Here is a 20,546-nt window from a genome sequence, read left to right on the forward strand (position 1 = left end):
AAACGAGGCTGCGATCTTTCCGGGAGCGCTACGGTTGCAGCTTCTGCGGGGTTTCCTCACCCATGCAGCGCACGGCTTTTTTCTTGTTGTTGACCAACACCCCGCTCAGGCCTTTCTGCTCGGTGTCGAACATCACCAGCACGCCATCGATGCATTGCGCGACTTGCGGGGCCGGCTCCAGAGAGACTTTGTAGTCTTCGCCCGGCACAGTCTTGAGCATGGTGAAGTCGCTGAGCAGCAGCGCATCTTCGGGTTTGGCGAAGTGCAGGTAGCCGTAGAACCACAGCGCTGCGACAGTGCCGAGGATGCTGCAGATACCGGTGATGATCAGCGGGATGGCGTTACGTTCTTCACTCATTGCGGACTCTCTGGTGGTTCATCTTCAGAATTTTTCGGCGCCGGGTAATTCGGGACTTCACCCAGGCGGCGCAGGCCGTTGAAATGCTGCGGGTCATCGAGAAAACGCAGCATGACTTTGCGCCAGACCGGGTCGGCGAACGTCTGCACATGACCGCCACGGGTCAGTTGCAGCACCCGCGGCGGCGGCGCAGCTTGATACAGACGGATGCCGTTGGAAAGGGGCACGATCGGATCGTCGATGCTGTGGTAGATCAGTTTCGGCACGCCATTGAGCTGCGCCATGGAATGGATCGCGCTGTCGCCGTCCGGCACCAGCCAGGACAGCGGCACCTGAAACATCCAGGTCAGCCAGGATTGGCTCAGGGCAAATTGACCGATACTGCGGTAACTGGCGGGCACGCCATCGAGGACGAAAGCCTTGAGTTGCTTCTGGCGTTCGGGGTGCTGAACCAGATAGTGCACCGCCATCGAACCGCCAAGGCTTTGGCCCAGCAGGATCAGCGGCTTGCCCTTGACCTCCGGCGCCTGATCCAGCCATTTGAACGCGGCGTCGATGTCCTGGTAGATATCCGGCAGCGTCGGTTCACCCTCGGACAGACCGTAGCCGCGATAGTCCAGCAGCAGCACTTGATACCCTTCTTTCGGTAACCACCAACTCCCCCCAAGGTGCATGGGCAGGTTGCCGCCATTACCGTGCAAATGCAGCACCGTGCCTTTGACCGCGACACCTTGTTTGGCCGGCAACCACCAGCCGTGCAGCTTGAGGCCGTCGGCGGTTGTCAGGGTGACGTCGCGGTATTCGAGTTTGGCTTTTTCCGGGGTAAACAGCTGGCCGGGTTCGGGGTAGAACAGCAGCGAACTGCAGCCGCTCAAGGTCAGGAGAAGGCAGAAAAAGCCGAGGACTCTCATCCGATGATACCTCGCAGTAATGGATTGAAATCCAAATCCCTGTAGGAGTGAGCCTGCTCGCGATAGCGGTGTGTCAGTCAACATCAATGTTGAATGTTGAACCGCAATCGTCGGAACGCCGCCCGGAGCCGGCTCACTCCTACAGGGGAATTTCGTGATCGTTAGAGGATATTGGAGTAATCCGCTTCGATCCGGTCCAGGCTCAGGTGATTGAGGAAGTTGGAGAAGCACATCCACGCCGACAGCGCATTCATGTCGCGGAACTGTTCCGGCAAATATTTGGGCGGTACCACCAGGCCTTCGTCCACCAACTGGCGCAAGGTGCGCATGTCTTCCAGCGTGGTCTTGCCGCAAAACAGCAGCGGTATCTGCTCAAGCTTGCCTTTACGCACGGCCAACTGAATGTAGTTGTAAACCATGATAAAGCCCTTGAGGTAGGACAAGTCTTTGGTAAATGGCAGACCTGTCGGCACCGAGCCACGGAAAACCCGACTGGCGTTGCCATAGCTTTCCGCCATTTCAAAACCTTGCTCGCGGAAGAACTCGAAGATCTGCAGGAAGTCCGCGCCCTCCTCCACCATGTGAATGGCGCGGGTGCGGTTGGTCAGTTTGCGCAGGCGACTCGGGTACGAGGCGAACGTGATGATTTCCATCAGGATCGCCAGGCCTTCCTGAGTCACTGTCGACGACGGCGGGCCTTTGGAAAGGAAGGTGCAGATCGGCTGGTTCAGACCATTGAGCGTGGTGCCCACATGCACCAGCCCTTCATGGACTTCCAGAGCGCGCACGTCACGGTCGTTGAACATCGCGTCGGCGCGGATCTTGATGTAATCGGCGCCAGCCGCGGCATCGGCGACGATCCCGTCGGACTCGAATACGCGAATGGTTTCCTCGGCCTCGCCGAATACCTTGTTCAAGCGGGTTTGCAGCAGGTGGACGGCTTCCTTGGCGGTGAGGATTTTCGGTTCGTCCTTCAGGTCGCCACGGCCATCGATATTGTTCAGGTAATCCGAGAGCATCAGGCCCAGGTCGGAAAGGGTCGGATCGCCGGCGTGGAACGCGTCGGAAGCGGCACCGTAAAGCTCCTGTGAAATCAGCCCGAAATCCTCGGTGCCGCGCGCTTCGAGCATGCGCACCACCATCCGGTATTCCTTGCACATGCGGCGCATGATCTGGCCGACCGGGTTGAACTGGCCAAGCTGACGGGTGATGTCGCGCTCGATGTTCTGGAATTCCAGTTTCACCTTGCTGGAGTCGAACGCCAGCGGCCGGTTCAGATAGTAATCGCGGTCCACCGCCGGCATTTCCTTGCCCTTGGCCTTGAGGAAACCCTTGCGGATGCTGTCGTCCCACTTGACTGCATCGAGGACGCGAATCGGCGTCTGCGCCAGCACAATGCGATCGGACAAAATGCGTATCGACTGCTGGTAATCGTCCACCCGAAACTCCTGTAGAAAAACCGTTTACGTGCTGGGTTTATTTGGCTTTGGCCTGGCGCTGATAGCGCACGGCCTCGACGAACACATCGGAATTGGCCGGGTCGTCAAGGTAGGCGAAGACCTGGTCCAGATTGTTGTTGATCAACACACCGTCGCCGTCGTCGGTCTGGAAGCCTTCGCCGCTGAGGACTTTTTGCCTCAGGGCCTGGTTGATCTGCTCGAGGTCGAGGTTATAGACCACCAGTTCATGCTTATCGGTGAGTTCAAAACCCAATAGAGTGAAATGCCCACCGAATTGCGCCGGCACCTTGGCCGACAGGTACCAGCGACTGCCATGGCGGGTCACCGTGAAGGGATAGGCTTCGCGCTCCTTGGGTTTAGCCTTGAAGTAGCTGACGGCCTGATAGTGATTGTCGCCGAGGCGCGTCAGCTCCAGATTCAGCGGCTCGCCCCAGGCGTTGGTGCTGGTCCATTTGCCGAGCAACCCTTTAGGCGCGGGCTCGCTCGAGGGCAGCGGCTCCTTGAAGGTCACCAGACAGCCACTGAGCAGCAGGAACGACAAGGCGATCACAACGACACGCCAGGCTTTCATTCAACACTCCCTATCGATACACCGCGATCTCAAACCGACCCCGGACCCTGTGGGAGCGAGCTTGCTCGCGAAAGCGGAGTGTCAGGCGACATCTATGTCGAATGTTAAACCGTCATCGCGAGCAAGCTCGCTCCCACAGGGGTTGTGGGTTCCTTCAGGGTTACACCGACGCCAATACCAAATGCATGTAGCGGGTCAGGATGCCGAGCATTTCGGCTTCGGCGACAGGCTCGGCGTCGTTGAGCAGGCCCTGATATTCCATCCGTCCGATAATCGCCGTCAACACTTTGGCATCCTGTTGTGGCTCGCGGGAACCCAACACCTCGAAAAAATGGCAGGTGCCTTGCAGAAGAATTTGCTGATGGGAGCGCACCAACATCGCCAGGCGCGGGTTCAACAGGGCCTCTTGACGGAACGCCTGCTCGGCCATCAAGTGCTCGCGACGGTTGTGCAATTGGCGCTGCACATAATCGGCGGTCAGGCGTGCGATATCGTCGGCCAGCTGTGAACGGGACTCGGGGCCGCCATCGCCATAAGCAACCATCTCGCGCAGCAGACCTTCGTTGCTGGCCCACAACTTGGCCATGAACGCCGCGCTGCGTTCCACGTATTGGGCAAAGGTATCGGTGAGCAGGTCATCGATATCCTTGAAATAGTAAGTGGTGGCCGACAGCGGCACACCGGCCTCGGCGGCCACCGCGCGGTGACGCACGGCCCGTACGCCATCGCGCACGACAATGCGCATCGCCGCATCGAGAATGTCCTGTCGACGCTGCTCACTGCCCTGTCGGCTGGCCTTGCGACCCTGGTACTGAACACTTTCAGCGACCGCAGTGGCGACGCCCGCTGCACCCTCTTGAGCAATTGCACGGTTCACGACAGGTACTCCTCCCTTACTTCAAAAGTAACCATTTGATACGTTTGTACCAGACAGGCAATAAAAAGCCGCCTGTTTTAGGCGGCTTTTTTATTGAAACACTTACGCTTGTGGCCGCATGTGCGGGAACAGGATCACGTCGCGGATCGACGGGGAGTTGGTCAGCAGCATCACCAGACGGTCGATGCCGATACCTTCACCGGCCGTTGGCGGCATGCCGTACTCCAGCGCGCGAACGAAGTCGGCGTCGTAATGCATGGCTTCATCGTCGCCGGCGTCCTTGTCGGCCACCTGCGCCATGAAGCGCTCGGCCTGGTCTTCCGCGTCGTTCAACTCGGAGTAGGCGTTGGCGATTTCGCGGCCACCGATGAACAGTTCGAAACGGTCGGTGACGTTCGGGTTGTCGTCGTTACGACGGGCCAGCGGCGACACTTCGAACGGGTACTGAGTGATGAAGTGCGGCTGTTCCAGCTTGTGCTCGACCAGCTCTTCAAAAATCATCACCTGCAATTTGCCCAGACCTTCGAAGCCCAACACCTTGGCGCCGGCCTTCTTGGCGATGGCACGAGCCTTGTCGATGTCGTTCAGGTCGTCAGCGGTCAGCTCAGGGTTGTACTTGAGGATCGAGTCGAACACCGACAGACGCACGAACGGTTCGCCGAAGTGGAACACTTTGTCGCCGTAAGGCACGTCGGTGCTGCCCAGAACCAGCTGTGCCAGTTCGCGGAACAGTTCTTCGGTCAGGTCCATGTTGTCTTCGTAGTCGGCGTAAGCCTGGTAGAACTCCAACATGGTGAATTCAGGGTTGTGACGAGTCGAAACGCCTTCGTTACGGAAGTTGCGGTTGATCTCGAACACCTTTTCAAAACCACCGACCACCAGACGCTTGAGGTACAGCTCCGGCGCGATGCGCAGGTACATGTCCATGTCCAGGGCGTTGTGGTGTGTTTCAAACGGCTTGGCCGCTGCACCGCCTGGAATGGTTTGCAGCATCGGTGTTTCGACTTCCAGGAAGTCTCGTTTCATCAGGAAGCTGCGGATGTGCGCGATGACTTGCGAACGAACGCGGAAAGTCTGGCGCACGTCGTCGTTGACGATCAGGTCAACGTAACGCTGACGATAACGGGATTCGGTGTCGGTCAGGCCGTGGTGCTTGTCCGGCAGCGGGCGCAGGGATTTGGTCAGCAGGCGCACGCTGGTCATTTCGACGTACAGGTCGCCCTTGCCGGAACGGGCCAGGGTGCCTTCGGCGGCGATGATGTCGCCCAGGTCCCAGGTTTTCACCGCGGCCAGGGTTTCTTCGGACAGGGTTTTACGGTTGACGTAAACCTGAATGCGACCGGACATGTCCTGGATCACCATGAACGAGCCACGGTTGAGCATGATGCGACCGGCAACCTTGACCGGGATTGCAGCCTCTGCCAGCTCTTCCTTGGTCTTGTCCGCGTACTGTTTCTGCAAGTCTTCGCAGTAGTTGTCGCGGCGGAAGTCGTTCGGGAAGGCATTGCCCTTGGCGCGCTCGGCAGCCAGCTTTTCCTTGCGCAGGGCGATCAGGGAGTTTTCTTCCTGTTGCAGGGCTTGCGGGTCGAGTTCTAGGTCGCTCATGTCTTTAAAAATTCCATCACAGGTTCGTTGCCCCCACCGGTGGCAGGGGACTTAAGGTCTTGACTGGCGGTTTACAGGCCTTGCTTCAGGCTGGCCACCAGGTATTCGTCGATGTCGCCGTCGAGCACCTTGTCGCAGTCACTGCGTTCGATGTTAGTGCGCAAATCCTTGATTCGCGACGCATCGAGCACGTAAGAGCGAATCTGGTGACCCCAGCCGATGTCCGACTTGGTGTCTTCCAGGGCCTGGGAGGCGGCGTTGCGTTTCTGCACTTCCTGCTCGTACAAGCGCGCCCGCAACATTTTCATCGCGGTGTCTTTGTTGGCGTGCTGGGAGCGTTCGTTCTGGCAGCTGACCACGGTGTTGGACGGTACGTGAGTAATCCGTACGGCCGAATCGGTGGTGTTTACGTGCTGACCACCGGCACCGGAGGAGCGGTAGGTGTCGATGCGCAGGTCCGACGGGTTGATGTCGATTTCGATGTTGTCATCGATTTCCGGCGACACGAACACGGCCGAGAACGAGGTGTGGCGACGGTTGCCGGAGTCGAACGGACTCTTGCGCACCAGACGGTGCACGCCGATTTCGGTACGCAACCAGCCAAAGGCATATTCGCCCTTGATGTGGACAGTGGCGCCCTTGATCCCGGCGACTTCGCCGGCCGACAGTTCCATGATGGTCGCGTCGAAACCGCGTTTGTCAGCCCAGCGCAGGTACATGCGCAGCAGGATGTTGGCCCAGTCCTGGGCCTCGGTGCCGCCGGAGCCGGCCTGGATGTCCAGGTAGGCGTTGTTGGCGTCCATCTCACCACTGAACATGCGACGGAATTCGAGTTTTTCCAGGGACTCGCGCAGGCGCTCGACTTCGGCAGCGACGTCATCGACGGCGGCCTGGTCTTCTTCTTCGGCGGACATCAGCAGCAGGTCTTTGGCGTCGGCCAGGCCGCTGTGCATTTCGTCGAGGGTTTCGACGATCTGGGCCAGCAGGGATCGCTCGCGGCCCAGTTCCTGAGCGTACGACGGGTTGTTCCAGACAGACGGATCTTCAAGCTCGCGATTGACTTCAGTCAGACGCTCATGCTTTTGATCGTAGTCAAAGATACCCCCGAATAGTTTCGGAGCGCTCGGACAGGTCCTTGATACTGTTAAGGATCGGGTTGATTTCCATGGCGGGCAGCACTCGTTGGCGAACTTTTGAAAGCCGGCGAGTATAACGTAATCAGGCTGTAACGGCAGCCCGCCTGGCGGCTTTAGCGGGTTCTTTATCAGGCTTGAAATCGCTCCCCCTCACCCTACCCCTCTCCCCGAGGGGCGAGGGGACTGACCTAAGTGTCTTTCGAAATACTGCGACCTGAAAATTCCGAGTCGAACTCAGGTTCTGAAAAGCCCCCGATCGGCTCCCTTTCCCCCTCTCCCCCGTGGGGAGAGGGATGGGCGGGCGGCGTTCCGATGAGGGGTCGATTCTGAATTTCACTCAATCCCCACCTGATTACGCCCATTGTTCTTCGCCAGATACAGCCCCTTGTCCGCCGCCAAGATCAATTGACGGCAGTCGCCGCCCTGCTGCGGGGTCATGGTCGACAGGCCGATGCTGATGGTCAGGCTCGAACCTTCGGCCGGGGAAACATGCGGAATCTTCAGCGCAGCCACGGTCTGGCGAAGTTTTTCCGCGACCAGTCGCGCGCCGCCCGGCGATGTATTGGGCAGCACCAGGGCGAATTCTTCGCCGCCGTAACGGGCCGGCAGGTCCGAAGGTCGGGCGCTGGCATCACGAATCGCCGTGGCCACTTTGCGCAGGGCTTCATCGCCTTCAAGGTGGCCGAAGCTGTCGTTGTAGGACTTGAAGTAGTCGACATCGATCATTAGCAGCGACAGTTGACTCTGATCACGCAGCGAACGGCGCCACTCAAGCTCCAGGTATTCGTCGAAATGCCGGCGGTTCGACAGCCCGGTCAGGCCGTCTGAGTTCATCAGGCGCTGCAGCACCAGGTTGGTGTCGAGCAACTGCTGCTGGCTGACCCGCAATGCGCGATAAGCGGCGTCGCGTTGCAGCAACGTCATGTAGGAGCGCGAGTGATAGCGGATGCGCGCCACCAGTTCGATGTTGTCCGGCAACTTCACCAGGTAATCATTGGCCCCGGCCGCAAACGCCGCGCTCTTGATCAGCGGGTCTTCCTTGGTCGACAGGACAATAATCGGGATGTCCTTGGTGGCCGGATGGTTGCGGTACTCGCGCACCAGGCTCAAGCCATCAAGACCGGGCATCACCAGATCCTGGAGGATCACCGTCGGTTTGATGCGGATCGCGTGGGCGATGGCCTGGTGCGGGTCGGAGCAGAAGTGGAAGTCGATGTTATCTTCGTTCGACAACCCGCGGCGCACCGCCTCGCCGATCATTGCCTGATCGTCCACCAACAACACCATGGCGGCGTTTTCGTCGGTTTTGAAGTCGTCGAGCTGTAAATCATTCATGGGCAGTCACCTGAGTACTACTTGGGCCAGATTGCTGTGAAATGTCTTCATTTGGGGAAAATCTCCAGCAATCGTGGCGCTATCTTTTCCAGTGGGCGAATCTCCACAGCCGCGTCGATGGCCGCTGCCGCCTTCGGCATGCCGTACACCGCGCTGCTGTTCTGATCCTGAGCGATGGTCAGGTAGCCCTGTTGGCGCATGAGTTTAAGCCCCTGTGCACCATCTCGTCCCATACCGGTGAGCAAAACACCCACGGCATCGCCATTCCAGTAATTGGCCACGCTCTCGAAGAACACATCGATCGAGGGCCGGTAGATCTCGTTGACCGGTTCGGCGGTGTAGGCCAGCGTGCCGTTTTTCAACAAGCGAATATGGTGGTTGGTGCCCGCCAGCAGCACCGCGCCGGCCTGCGGAGGCTCACCTTCCTGGGCCAGGCGCACATTCAGGCCGCTGGCGCTGCTGAGCCATTCGGCCATGCCGGCGGCGAACACCTGGTCAACATGCTGCACCAGCACGATGGCGGGCGAAAAATCCAGCGGCAACCCCTTGAGCAATACTTCCAGCGCAGCCGGCCCACCGGCGGATGAGCCAATGGCAATCAGGCGCTGGCGCGAAGCCGAACTTCGCAGCGGGCTCGGGGCGGCTCGCTCCCGATTGCCCCGGTCACCGATCAGCCAACCGATGTTCATGATCTTGCGCAGTAACGGCGCCGCTGCCTCTTGAGCATTACCGGCACCGATGGACGGCGTATCGACCACATCCAGCGCTCCGTGGCCCATGGCCTCAAACACCCGATGCACGTTCTGCTCGCGGTCGACCGTAACGATGACAATCGCGCACGGCGTTTCAGCCATGATCCGCCGGGTCGCCTCCACGCCATCCATCACAGGCATGATCAAATCCATCAGAATCAGATCCGGCGTATTTTCAGCGCAACGCCGCACCGCTTCGGCCCCATTGCTGGCGACCCAGACCACCTCGTGCGCCGGATCAAATGCCAAGGCGCGGCGCAGGGCCTCCACCGCCATCCCCATGTCGTTGACGATCGCTATTTTCATCCACGTGCTCCTCCAATGAGCTCAACCACCGCGTCAAGCAGGGCGTCGTCATGAAAACTGGCTTTGGCTAGATAGTAGTCGGCTCCAGCGTCCAGTCCACGGCGACGGTCCTCTTCACGATCTTTGTACGACACCACCATAACCGGAAGGGATTGCAGGCGATTGTCCCGACGCAATAAAGACACCAGTTCGATGCCATCCATGCGTGGCATATCGATGTCGGTGATCAGCAGATCGAAATCCTCCGATCGCAGGGCGTTCCAGCCGTCCATACCGTCCACCGCCACCGCCACGTCGTAGCCGCGATTGAGTAGCAACTTGCGTTGCAGCTCACGCACGGTCAGCGAATCGTCGACCACCAGAATCCGTTTCCGAGCCGCCTCAACCGCCTGGCTGCCCTGACGGGCAATGCGCTCAAGACGCCCGGTATTGAGCAGTTTGTCCACCGAACGCAGCATGTCTTCAACGTCGACAATCAGCACCACCGAACCATCGTCGAGCAAGGCCCCGGCGGAAATGTCCTGCACCTTGCCCAGACGCTCGTCCAGCGGCAAAACGACCAACGTCCGCTCGCCGATAAAACGCTCGACCGCCACGCCGTAAATCGCCTCGCGCTCGCGAATCACCACCACTTTGAGGGTTTGCTGACTGTTCTGGCTCGCCGGACGCTGCAACAGCTGACTGGCCGCGACCAGCCCGACATGCCGGCCTTCGTGCCAGAAATGCTGACGGCCTTCGACCTGGACAATGTCCGCCGGCTCCAGATCGCACATCCGTTCGATATGGGCCAGCGGGAAGGCATACGCCTCGTCACCGACTTCCACCACCAGACTGCGCACCACCGACAGGGTCAGCGGCACTTCGAGATGGAAACGACTGCCCTCGCCCGCCACTTGCTCCAGCACGACCGCACCGCGCACCTGGCGGACCATGTGCTGGACCGCATCCAGCCCGACGCCGCGCCCGGAGACTTCGGTGACCGTGTCGCGCAGGCTGAAACCCGGTAGAAACAGGAAGGTCAGCAGCTCTTCTTCACTCAATTGCGCAGCGGTTTCGGCCGGGGACAATTGGCGCTCGATGATGCTGCGGCGGACCTTTTCCAGATCGACGCCATTGCCGTCATCGCTCAGTTCCAGCACCAACAGACCGGCCTGATGAGAGACGCGCAAACGGATCAGGCCTTCAGCGGGTTTGCCCGCCAATAGCCGTTGCTCCGGGGATTCGATGCCGTGATCCACGGCATTGCGCAGCAGGTGAGTCAGCGGCGCTTCAAGCTTTTCCAACACGTCGCGGTCGACCTGGGTTTTCTCGCCCTCGATCTCCAGCCGCACCTGTTTGCCGAGGCTGCGACCGAGGTCGCGGACCATGCGCACTTGCCCGGTCAACACATCGGCAAACGGCCGCATGCGGCAGGCCAGCGCGGTGTCGTACAAGACTTGCGCCCGTTGACTGGCCTGCCAGGCGAATTCATCCAGTTCGGCGTTCTTTTCCACCAGCAATTGCTGAGACTCAGCCAGTAGCCGACGAGCGTCTTCGAGGGCTTCCTGTGCTTCCAGACTCAAGGCATGTTCCTTGAGGTGGACGTTGAGGTTTTCCAGTGCCCGCAGGCCGTTGTTCTGCATACGCTTGAGGCGTTGCATGGTGGCCAGGTGCGGTTTGAGCCGCAGGGTTTCCACCAGGGATTTGCTCGACAGATCCAGCAGGCTGTTCAGGCGTTCGGCCGTGACGCGTAATACGCGCTCGCCATTTTCGATGGTGCGTTTAGTCTGGGGCGCTGGCTCGGCGGGCGCTGCCGGGGGGGCTTCGGTGGTGGCCGGCATGGGCGGCCCAACCTTGGGCGTCGGCGGTTCCAGCTGAAGTTCTGCCATCGGCGGCGCGATGTGGGTAGCCGTCATGTGATCAAGCAGCCGTCCCATCAAGACGACGTAAGCTTCGATATCCGCAGGCGCCGGAGCGTTGCCCGGCGTCGCAATTCGCATCAGCAGATCAGTGCCTTGCAACAGTGCATCAATGTATTCGGGCCGCAGGTACAGGCGCCCTTCCTGGGCGCTGACCAGGTAATCTTCCATCACATGGGCGACGCTGACCCCGGCATCGACCCCGACAATCCGCGCCGCGCCCTTGAGCGAGTGGGCCGCGCGCATGCACGACTCGAGGTAATCGGCCTGGGTCGGATCGCGCTCGAGCGCCAGCAGGCCGGCGCTTAGCACCAAGGTCTGGGCCTCGGCTTCCAGACTGAACAGTTCCAGCAAAGAGGCGTCGCGCATTTGCTCGGGGGTCATGTGAGGCTCCGGGTCACGGCGGACAACAGCTGTTCTTCATCCAGCCACCGCAGGCTGCGACCTTTGAATTGCAACACGCCACGGGTGTATTTGGCGCTGGCCTGCGTACCGGAGCGGGACGCCGCCTCGAGGACGCGTTCGTCGATGGCGTGAATCCCGTCCACTTCATCCACCGGTACCACCACCGGTCCACCGTGGGCGGCGATGATCAGCATGCGCGGCATGACCCGCGCACCGGACGCCACACTGCTGGCGCCGTCGAGCCCGAGCAATTCCACCAGCGACAGGCACGCCACCAACGCACCGCGCACATTCGCCACGCCGAGCAAGGCCCGGGAGCGTTGGTGCGGCAGGGAATGAATCGCTTGCAGCGGCGCGACTTCCACCAGACTGCGAGTGGCCAGGGCCAGCCATTCTTCACCCAGACGGAACATCAGCAGCGAGCGGGTTTTCACCTCGCTCTCGACCGCCGTGGTGACTTGCCCGCGGTCTTCCTGCTGCAGCGCGTAGCGGTCGAGCAAGCGCGTCGCTGCGGCCGAATACACCGCGCAATTGCGGCAGTGAATGTGATCGCTCAGCAGCGGGCAGGACTTGTCGCCGTGGATACCGATGCGGTTCCAGCAGTCGTCGATGGCCTGGGCATCTTCATGGGTGAGGCTAAAGGTGTCGGCGGCGTTCATCGTTTACGCTCACTGTCAGCGGCGCGCTCGCTGCGGGCGGCGCGGTCCTGCAATCGTCTGGCTCCCGCCGTGTCGCCCAAGGATTGCAGCAACGCCGCCAGGTGCATCAACGCGTCGGGATGTTGCGGGTCAAGGTACAACGCCTTGCGATAAAAACCCTGAGCCTCAAGGACTCTGCCGGCGACATCGCTGAGCAAGCCCAGCCAGTAGAAGACTTGGGCCACGGGTTCATGACTGCGCAAATAGCTATCGCACGCGGCGCGAGCCTCGGCACTTTTGCCTTCGTTGGCCAGCGCGGCGATGTTCGCCAGCAGCGCGGCGGTGTCCGGGTTGGCGACTTTCGTCACGACAGGTAGCGGCGCCACCGTTACGAAGGGCCGGCTGCGAACGGGCGACGGTGCCACGCTGGGCACCGGTTGGCGCACGGGCAGGGGCGTCGGCACAAACGTCACAATGGGCGCAGGCTCTGGCGCGCTCTGACGACTGAACGCAAAGGACTGCGGGATGCCGATCGAACGCATGCCAAAACGGCCGAGCAAACTGCCCTCGGCCGGGCCGATAAACAACACACCGTCGAAATGGGTCAGACGCTTGAGCACTTCGAACACTTGCTGCTGGGTCGGCTGATCGAAATAGATCAGCAGGTTGCGGCAAAACACAAAGTCATAAGGCGGCTCGTTGGCCAGCAACGTCGGATCCAGCAGATTGCCGACCTGCAAACGCACTTGTTCGAGCACTCGCCCGCTGAGGCGGTAACCCTCCTCGCCTTCAGCGGTGAAATGCCGGTCGCGAAAGGCGATGTCCTGGCCACGGAACGAATTCTTGCCGTACAGCGCGCGCCGGGCTTTTTCCACCGACAACGGGCTGACGTCCATGCCTTCGACCTTGAACTGGTGCGGCTGGAGCCCGGCATCAAGCAACGCCATGGCGATGGAATACGGTTCTTCACCGGTGGAACACGGCAGGCTGAGAATCCGCAGCGCGCGCATATTGTTGATGTCGTTCAGGCGTTTGGCGGCCAGTTTCGCCAACGTGGCGAAGGACTCCGGGTAACGGAAAAACCAGGTCTCGGGGACGATCACCGCTTCGATCAGCGCCTGCTGCTCGTCCTGCGAACCCAGCAAGGTGTGCCAGTACTCATCGGCCGTCAGCGCGTTGGATGCCGTGCTGCGTTGCCGCACCGCACGCTCGATGATCGCCGGGCCCACTGACGTCACGTCGAGACCGATGCGCTCTTTGAGGAAATCGAAAAACCGCTGATCGCTGCTCATGGCCGCTCCTCAAGCAGTGCCAGGTTCAGAGGCTGCGACGGAAACAGCAGCGCGCGAACCTGATCGTCGAGCAAGTCGGCGACCCGCACCCATTGCAGCAAACCCTGGGCATCTTCACGCACCGGCCCGAGGTACGGCGCCTGCCGATTGTCCAGGCCATAGGGCTGAAAATCCGCGGGGTTGCAGCGCAAGGTGTCGCTGGCCTGTTCCAGAATCAGCCCGAGCAATTGCGCCTCAGCAGTTTCATCCGGACGGTAATTGACCAGCACCAAGCGCGTGCTGGTGCGGGCCTGGGCCGGCTGGCCGAACGTCAGCGCACTGAGGTCGATCACCGGCACCACCGCGCCACGGTAGGCGAACACCCCGGCCACCCATTCCGGCGCGTGGGGAATCGGTTTCAACGGCAGACGCGGCAGCACTTCCGCCACCTCGATGGCCTGCAAGGCATAGCGCTCGCTGCCGATGCGGAATACCAGAAACAATGATTGCAGCGCCGGCTTCACGGCGGTGCGCTTGGCCGTGGGTTCGCTCATCAGACTTTGAATCGCGAAACGCCACTGCGCAGCCCTACGGCCACCTGGCTCAGTTCGTCGATGGCGAAACTGGCCTGGCGCAGGGACTCGACGGTCTGGCTGCTGGCATCGCCCAACTGCACCAGCGCGTGGTTGATCTGCTCCGCGCCCGTGGCCTGGGCCTGCATGCCTTCGTTGACCATCAACACCCGCGGCGCCAGCGCCTGGACCTGATGGATGATCTGCGACAGCTGCTCGCCGATTTGCTGCACTTCGGACATGCCGCGGCGCACTTCTTCAGAGAACTTGTCCATGCCCATCACCCCGGCCGACACCGCCGACTGGATCTCGCGCACCATCTGCTCGATGTCATACGTGGCGACGGCGGTCTGGTCCGCCAGACGCCGTACTTCGGTGGCGACCACGGCAAACCCGCGGCCGTATTCACCGGCCTTCTCGGCCTCAATCGCCGCGTTGAGCGACAGCAGATTGGTCTGGTCGGCGACCTTGACGATGGTCACCACCACCTGATTGATGTTGCCGGCCTTCTCATTGAGGATCGCCAGTTTGGCGTTGACCAGATCAGCCGCGCCCATCACCGAGTGCATGGTCTCTTCCATCCGCGCCAGGCCTTGCTGCCCGGAACCGGCGAGTACCGAGGCCTGATCGGCGGCGGTGGAGACTTCGATCATCGTGCGCACCAGATCCCGCGAAGTGGCCGCAATCTCACGGGATGTCGCGCCGATTTCGGTGGTGGTGGCGGCGGTTTCGGTAGCGGTCGCTTGCTGTTGCTTGGAGGTGGCAGCGATCTCGGTCACCGAGGTGGTGACCTGCACCGAGGAACGCTGGGCCTGGGACACCAGCGACGTCAGCTCGGTCATCATGTCGTTGAAGCCGGTTTCCACGGCGCCGAATTCGTCCTTGCGCGCCAGGTTCAGACGACCACTGAGGTCGCCGGTGCGCATGATTTCGAGGATCTGCACAATGCGGTTCATCGGCGCCATGATCGCGCGCATCAACAGCAGACCACAGAGGCCGGCGGCCAGCACCGCGACCAGCAGGGAAATGCCCATGATGGTTTTAGCGGTGACCACGGCGTCATCGATGTTGGCGATGTCCTTGTCAGCCACCGCTTTGTTTTCGCGGATGATGTCATTGAGCTTCGTGCGACCTGCGGTCCAGGCCGGGGTCAGTTGCTCGTTGAACATCTTGATGGCTTCAGCTTCCTGATTGCGCTTATGCAAATCGACCACGGCAGCCAGAACCTTGTTGTAATCATCATGGAGCTTTTCAAAAACGGCGTACTCGACCTTGTCTTCATCCCTGGTGATCGTGCCTTGGTAGCTACTCATCTGCTCTTGCAGACGCACCTCGAAGTTTTTGAAGTTTTCGGCCTCTTGAGCGCTGAAGCCCTGCCCCTCCTTAAAGCCCAGCATTTCCTGGGTCCGCAGGTAAGTGTCGACCCAGGCACTGCGCACCATCGAGCTGTAATACAACCCGGGCAGCGCGTCTTCACGGACGCTGGCTTCGCTGGCTTCGATCTTCAACAGCCGGGAATACGACACGACGACCATCAGCAACATGATGGCGATAATCACCGCAAAGCTCGCCAAGATGCGTTGGCGCAACGTCCAATTCTTCACAGTCAGTCCTCGGGGGGGCATTTCAAATGCTGCGGAGTATAGCCGAGGGCGAGGCTGCATCTAGAATGGGTTGCATACCACTTCTCATCCCCGGCAAAAACAACCGGAATTGGCTCTGTGGTGGGTATGTAGCGCGGCTGAAAGCGCCTTCGCGATCCTTCTTGCCCGCGAAGGCGGCCTCATGACTTACACAGAAGCCTGGCGAACCTGCTTTTCCAACTCAGCCTTCAATCCCGGCTCAAGCTTGAGCTGACGCGCCAGTTCATCGAGGTAGGACTTCTCCATGAAGCTCTCCTCATCCACCAGCATCACGCTGGCGATGTACATCTCGGCAGCCATTTCCGGCGTGCTGGCAGCACGGGCGACTTCCGTTGGGTCGAGCGGCTTGCTGAGTTCGGCGTGCAGCCAGTGCTGCAATTCCTGATCGTTGTCGAGTTTGGTGAATTCGCCCTCGATCAGCGCACGTTCGCGTTCATCGACATGGCCATCAGCTTTAGCGGCGGCCACTAGCGCTTTGAGAATCGCCTGGCTGTGCAGCTCGACTTGCTCTGCCGGCAAACGATCAAGGGTTTGTGGTTCAGACTTCGGCGCGGAGCCCTGCTGGGCCTGCCAATTACCGTAGGCCTTGTAGGCAATGACGCCGAGCGCCGCGAGGCCGCCGTAGATAGCGACTTTACCGCCGACGTTGCGTGCCTTTTTGCTGCCGAGCAACAGGCCCATGGCACCCGCCGTCAACGCCCCGCCGCCTGCGCCCGAAAGCAAACTGCCGAGGCCGCCCGAACCGCCGCTGCCGCCGAGCAATCCGCCCAAACCACCGCCAGAAGTCTTGTTTTGTGAGCCGCCGGCCTTGTTCTGCAACATGTCCTGACCGGACTTGAGTAGCTGATCGAGCAATCCACGCGTGTTCATTTGCCGCCTCCAAAAAAGGGGTTAGCCGGATCAATAAGGTCACCAGCCTAGATCGAAAGTGCCCGGCATTCGGGGGCGAGAGTGCTTCGAGATGTTGCGCAGCGCCGTTCAGCTGACCACGGCCGTTCAGAAAAATGGATATACACTCAAGCAAATCTATAAAAACCGCCCACCGGGTACCTTCTCCATGATGACCTTGCGTCAGATCCGTCACTTCATCGCCGTGGCCGAGACCGGCTCAATCTCCGCCGCCGCGCAAACCGCGTTCATTTCTCAGTCCACTTTGACCCTGGCCATCCAGCAACTGGAGCAGGAAATCGGCGTCGGCCTGTTCAACCGTCACGCCAAGGGCATGACGCTGACCCACCAGGGCCACCAATTCCTACGCCAGGCGCACCTGATTCTGGCGACCGTGGACAACGCCAAACGCAGCCTGCAACAGAGCACCGATCAAGTCGCCGGCCAGTTGATCATCGGCGTGACCAGCCTGGTGGCCGGTTACTACCTCGCCGATCTACTCACCCGTTTCCAGCGCGCCTACCCCAATGTAGAGATCCGGGTGATGGAGGACGAGCGCCCTTACATCGAGCATTTGCTGGTCAGCGGCGAGATCGATGTTGGCGTATTGATCCTCTCCAACCTCGAAGACCGCCACGCCTTGCAGACCGAAGTGCTGACCCACTCGCCCCATCGGTTATGGCTGCCGGCCCAGCATCCGCTACTGGAACACGACAGCATCAACCTCGCCGACGTGGCCCGTGAGCCGCTGATTCAGCTGAACGTCGATGAAATGGACCGCAACGCCCAGCGCATGTGGACAGCGGCCTCCCTGCAACCGCGCATCACCTTGAGAACGGCGTCGACGGAAGCGGTGCGAAGCCTGGTAGCCGCGGGTTTGGGCGTGTCGATCCAGCCAGACATGACCTATCGCCCATGGTCACTGGAGGGCGACATCATCGAAGCGCGACCGATCGCGGACTTGAGCCAGACCCTCGACGTTGGCCTGGCCTGGCGTCGTGGCACCGCGCGTCCAGCGCTGGTGGACCCGTTCCTGACCGTCGCCCGCGAACAACCCCACGGCGGGCGCAAGCCATCTATTTAATCGAACGCCACCTTCAGTATTAAGTATTTGTCGACCTCGGGTGCGGCGCCTAGTCTTGGTACATCTATAAGACGGCCGCGCCCCAGTCACAGGGAGCAGCATGGCCACACAAGAAAAGAGAACCCGAAAAATGGCTGGCGCGCAGACCCCGTTGTTCACCGCGTTGTTGATCGATGGCGAATTGGTCGCGGGCCAGGGTTTTGTCGAACCGATCCTCAACCCGGCCACCGGGGAAGTGCTGACGCACATTGCCGAAGCCAGCACCGAACAAGTCGAAGCCGCCATTCTCGCCGCTCACCGCGCCTTTGCCGGTTGGTCGCGGACCACGCCGCAACAACGCTCGAACCTGCTGTTGGACATTGCCAACGCCATCGAAAAACAGGCCGACCTCCTCGCCCGTCTCGAATCCTTGAACTGTGGCAAGCCGTTGCACCTGGCCCGTCAGGATGACTTGAGCGCGACGGTCGATGTGTTCCGCTTCTTCGCTGGCGCCGTGCGTTGCCAGACCGGCCAGCTCAGCGGCGAATACCTGCCGGGCTACACCAGCATGGTTCGCCGCGATCCGATTGGCGTGGTCGCCTCGATTGCGCCGTGGAACTACCCGATCATGATGGCCGCGTGGAAAATCGCCCCGGCCCTGGCCGCTGGCAACACGCTGGTGTTCAAACCGTCCGAACACACGCCGCTGTCGATTCTGGCCCTGGCGCCCGCGCTGGCCGAGATCCTGCCGCGCGGTGTGATCAACATCGTTTGCGGTGGCGGTGAAGGCGTCGGCAGCCATTTGGTCAGTCATCCTAAAGTGCGCATGGTGTCGTTGACCGGCGATATCGTCACCGGGCAAAAAATCCTCCAGGCCGCGGCGAAAACCCTGAAGCGCACTCACCTTGAACTCGGCGGCAAGGCCCCGGTGATCGTCTGCAACGATGCGGACATTCAAGCCGTGGTCGAAGGCGTGCGCACTTACGGCTATTACAACGCCGGCCAGGATTGCACCGCAGCGTGCCGAATTTATGCACAGGCCGGGATTCATGATCGCTTGGTGGCCGAACTCGGCGCGGCGGTCAGCAGTTTGCGCTTCGCCGGCAAACGCGACGCCGACAATGAGATCGGCCCGCTGATCAGCACCCGCCAACGCGACCGCGTGGCCAGTTTCGTCGAGCGTGCCCTTGGCCAGCCGCATATTGAGCGGGTAACCGGCGCGGCGGTGCATTCCGGTGCCGGCTTCTATTACCAGCCAACCTTGCTGGCCGGTTGCAAGCAGACCGATGAAATCGTCCAGCGCGAAGTGTTCGGGCCGGTGGTCACCGTGACCCGTTTCGATCAGCTCGAACAAGCCGTGGACTGGGCCAACGACTCGGAATACGGCCTCGCCTCCTCGGTCTGGACCCAGAACCTGGACAAGGCGATGCAGGTCGCGGCGCGCTTGCAATACGGCTGCACCTGGATCAACAGCCATTTCATGCTGGTCAGCGAAATGCCCCACGGCGGCCTGAAGCGTTCGGGCTACGGCAAGGACCTATCCAGTGATTCGCTCCAGGACTACAGCGTGGTGCGGCACATCATGGCCCGCCACGGACAGCATTTGTAAAAGCGCACTACGCTAACAATTAGCCGTAAAGGCATTGGCTTCACCACGTTCAAAACTGCCCCGACCATAATTAAAGAAGAGGGAAACCCCATGTTCGTGCACAAGACCGCACTGCTCAGTGCTATCACCACCGCGCTGCTGGCCAGTGCCAGTATTCAGGCCGCCGAACCGCTGAAAGCCGTCGGTGCCGGCGAAGGTCAGCTGGATATTGTGGCCTGGCCTGGCTACATCGAACGTGGCGAAAGCGACAAGGCCTACGACTGGGTCACCGGTTTCGAGAAGGAAACCGGCTGCAAGGTCAATGTGAAAACCGCCGCCACTTCCGATGAGATGGTCAGCTTGATGTCCAAGGGTGGTTATGACCTGGTGACTGCATCCGGCGACGCCTCCTTGCGGTTGATCGTCGGCAAGCGTGTACAGCCGATCAACACAGCGTTGATCCCGAACTGGAAGAACATTGACCCTCGCCTCAAGGATGGCCAGTGGTATGTCGTCAACAAGCAAACCTACGGCACCCCGTACCAATGGGGCCCGAACGTGTTGATGTACAACACCAATATCTTCAAAACAGCGCCGGACAGCTGGAGCGTGGTGTTCGAAGAACAAACCCTGCCGGACGGCAAGTCCAACAAGGGCCGGGTCCAGGCCTACGACGGCCCGATCTATATCGCCGATGCGGCGCTTTATCTCAAATCGAAACAGCCGGAACTGGGCATCAAAGACCCGTACCAGCTCAACGAAGCGCAATACAAAGCGGCGCTGGAACTGCTGCGCAAGCAACAGCCCTTGATCCACCGCTACTGGCATGACGCAACGGTCCAGATGAGTGACGTCAAAAACGAAGGCGTGGCGGCGTCCAGCACCTGGGGTTACATGGTCAACGGCCTGGTGGCGGACAAGCAGCCGGTTGCCTCGGTCATTCCAAAAGAAGGTGCAACGGGTTGGGCCGACACCACCATGTTGCACGCCGAAGCCAAGCACCCCAACTGCGCCTACAAGTGGATGGACTGGTCGCTGCAACCGAAAGTCCAGGGTGACCTGGCGGCGTGGTTCGGTTCTTTACCGGCGGTTCCTGCGGGCTGCAAGGAAAGCGAGTTGCTCGGCGCCGAAGGTTGCAAGACCAACGGTTACGACCAATTCGACAACCTGGCCTTCTGGAAAACCCCGCAGGCTGAAGGCGGCAAGTTCGTGCCGTACAGCCGCTGGACCCAGGACTACATCGCGATCATGGGCGGCCGTTAAGCCCTC

Annotated in this window: 18 protein-coding genes; 3 read left to right on the forward strand and 15 right to left on the reverse strand. The window is 60.6% G+C overall.

The window, feature by feature from the left end; genetic code table 11:
* Window positions 1-28: 28 nt before the first annotated feature.
* The 15 genes from VD17_RS07550 to VD17_RS07620 all read right to left on the reverse strand — a co-directional run bounded on the left by VD17_RS07550 (window position 29) and on the right by VD17_RS07620 (window position 16,608).
* Complete coding sequence (locus tag VD17_RS07550) at window positions 29-358, reverse strand: hypothetical protein (protein ID WP_046053310.1); 330 nt, start codon at window positions 356-358, stop codon at window positions 29-31.
* Window positions 355-1,269 carry an alpha/beta hydrolase gene (locus tag VD17_RS07555; protein WP_046053311.1) on the reverse strand — a complete coding sequence of 305 codons (915 nt, stop codon included), beginning with the start codon at window positions 1,267-1,269 and terminating at the stop codon, window positions 355-357. Before VD17_RS07555 ends, VD17_RS07550 begins: the two co-directional genes overlap by 4 nt.
* Window positions 1,270-1,430: 161 nt before the next feature.
* Window positions 1,431-2,708: a flavohemoglobin expression-modulating QEGLA motif protein gene (locus tag VD17_RS07560; protein WP_046053312.1), complete on the reverse strand. Its 1,278-nt coding sequence runs from the start codon at window positions 2,706-2,708 to the stop codon at window positions 1,431-1,433.
* 37 nt (window positions 2,709-2,745) lie between these two features.
* Entirely contained in the window at window positions 2,746-3,300 is a 555-nt protein-coding gene (locus VD17_RS07565; RefSeq protein ID WP_046053313.1) for a hypothetical protein, read from the reverse strand.
* A gap of 160 nt (window positions 3,301-3,460) precedes the next feature.
* A complete protein-coding gene (locus VD17_RS07570) occupies window positions 3,461-4,177 on the reverse strand; it encodes a TetR/AcrR family transcriptional regulator (protein WP_046053314.1) in 717 nt (238 codons plus the stop codon).
* 102 nt (window positions 4,178-4,279) lie between these two features.
* Complete coding sequence (gene lysS, locus VD17_RS07575; protein ID WP_033056355.1) at window positions 4,280-5,782, reverse strand: lysine--tRNA ligase; 1,503 nt, start codon at window positions 5,780-5,782, stop codon at window positions 4,280-4,282.
* A 71-nt stretch (window positions 5,783-5,853) separates the two neighbouring features.
* A protein-coding gene (gene prfB, locus VD17_RS07580) for a peptide chain release factor 2 (protein ID WP_150630852.1) occupies window positions 5,854-6,949 on the reverse strand; the annotation gives its coding sequence in 2 pieces (ribosomal slippage) (window positions 5,854-6,876 and window positions 6,878-6,949; 1,095 coding nt in all).
* Window positions 6,950-7,251: 302 nt separating this feature from the next.
* On the reverse strand, window positions 7,252-8,253 hold the full coding sequence (locus VD17_RS07585; protein WP_046053315.1) for a response regulator: 1,002 nt from the start codon (window positions 8,251-8,253) through the stop codon (window positions 7,252-7,254).
* 47 nt (window positions 8,254-8,300) lie between these two features.
* Window positions 8,301-9,311 (reverse strand): chemotaxis response regulator protein-glutamate methylesterase, encoded by a 1,011-nt coding sequence (locus tag VD17_RS07590; RefSeq protein WP_046053316.1) that lies wholly within the window; start codon window positions 9,309-9,311, stop codon window positions 8,301-8,303.
* Complete coding sequence (locus VD17_RS07595) at window positions 9,308-11,593, reverse strand: hybrid sensor histidine kinase/response regulator (RefSeq protein ID WP_046053317.1); 2,286 nt, start codon at window positions 11,591-11,593, stop codon at window positions 9,308-9,310. The genes VD17_RS07590 and VD17_RS07595 overlap by 4 nt, the downstream gene beginning before the upstream one ends.
* Window positions 11,590-12,273 (reverse strand): chemotaxis protein CheW, encoded by a 684-nt coding sequence (locus VD17_RS07600; protein ID WP_033056363.1) that lies wholly within the window; start codon window positions 12,271-12,273, stop codon window positions 11,590-11,592. Before VD17_RS07600 ends, VD17_RS07595 begins: the two co-directional genes overlap by 4 nt.
* On the reverse strand, window positions 12,270-13,544 hold the full coding sequence (locus VD17_RS07605) for a CheR family methyltransferase (protein WP_046053318.1): 1,275 nt from the start codon (window positions 13,542-13,544) through the stop codon (window positions 12,270-12,272). The genes VD17_RS07600 and VD17_RS07605 overlap by 4 nt, the downstream gene beginning before the upstream one ends.
* On the reverse strand, window positions 13,541-14,077 hold the full coding sequence (locus VD17_RS07610) for a chemotaxis protein CheW (RefSeq protein WP_046053319.1): 537 nt from the start codon (window positions 14,075-14,077) through the stop codon (window positions 13,541-13,543). Before VD17_RS07610 ends, VD17_RS07605 begins: the two co-directional genes overlap by 4 nt.
* Window positions 14,077-15,699, reverse strand: a complete 1,623-nt coding sequence (locus tag VD17_RS07615) for a methyl-accepting chemotaxis protein (RefSeq protein WP_046053320.1) — start codon at window positions 15,697-15,699, stop codon at window positions 14,077-14,079. The genes VD17_RS07610 and VD17_RS07615 overlap by 1 nt, the downstream gene beginning before the upstream one ends.
* A gap of 186 nt (window positions 15,700-15,885) precedes the next feature.
* The gene (locus VD17_RS07620; protein WP_046053321.1) at window positions 15,886-16,608 is read right to left on the reverse strand and encodes a tellurite resistance TerB family protein; all 723 of its coding nucleotides are present in this window, start codon (window positions 16,606-16,608) and stop codon (window positions 15,886-15,888) included.
* A gap of 187 nt (window positions 16,609-16,795) precedes the next feature.
* Here VD17_RS07620 and VD17_RS07625 point away from each other — a divergent pair, with 187 nt between their 5' ends.
* The 3 genes from VD17_RS07625 (at window position 16,796) to ydcS (ending at window position 20,540) form a co-directional block, all read left to right on the forward strand.
* Complete coding sequence (locus VD17_RS07625) at window positions 16,796-17,710, forward strand: LysR family transcriptional regulator (RefSeq protein ID WP_008151654.1); 915 nt, start codon at window positions 16,796-16,798, stop codon at window positions 17,708-17,710.
* Window positions 17,711-17,810: 100 nt separating this feature from the next.
* The gene (locus VD17_RS07630; RefSeq protein WP_080931981.1) at window positions 17,811-19,298 is read left to right on the forward strand and encodes a gamma-aminobutyraldehyde dehydrogenase; all 1,488 of its coding nucleotides are present in this window, start codon (window positions 17,811-17,813) and stop codon (window positions 19,296-19,298) included.
* Window positions 19,299-19,388: 90 nt separating this feature from the next.
* Window positions 19,389-20,540, forward strand: a complete 1,152-nt coding sequence (gene ydcS / locus VD17_RS07635; protein WP_046053323.1) for a putative ABC transporter substrate-binding protein YdcS — start codon at window positions 19,389-19,391, stop codon at window positions 20,538-20,540.
* The last annotated feature ends 6 nt before the right edge of the window (window positions 20,541-20,546 follow it).

The organism is Pseudomonas fluorescens (genome assembly GCF_000968015.1).
GTDB lineage: Bacteria > Pseudomonadota > Gammaproteobacteria > Pseudomonadales > Pseudomonadaceae > Aquipseudomonas > Aquipseudomonas fluorescens_W.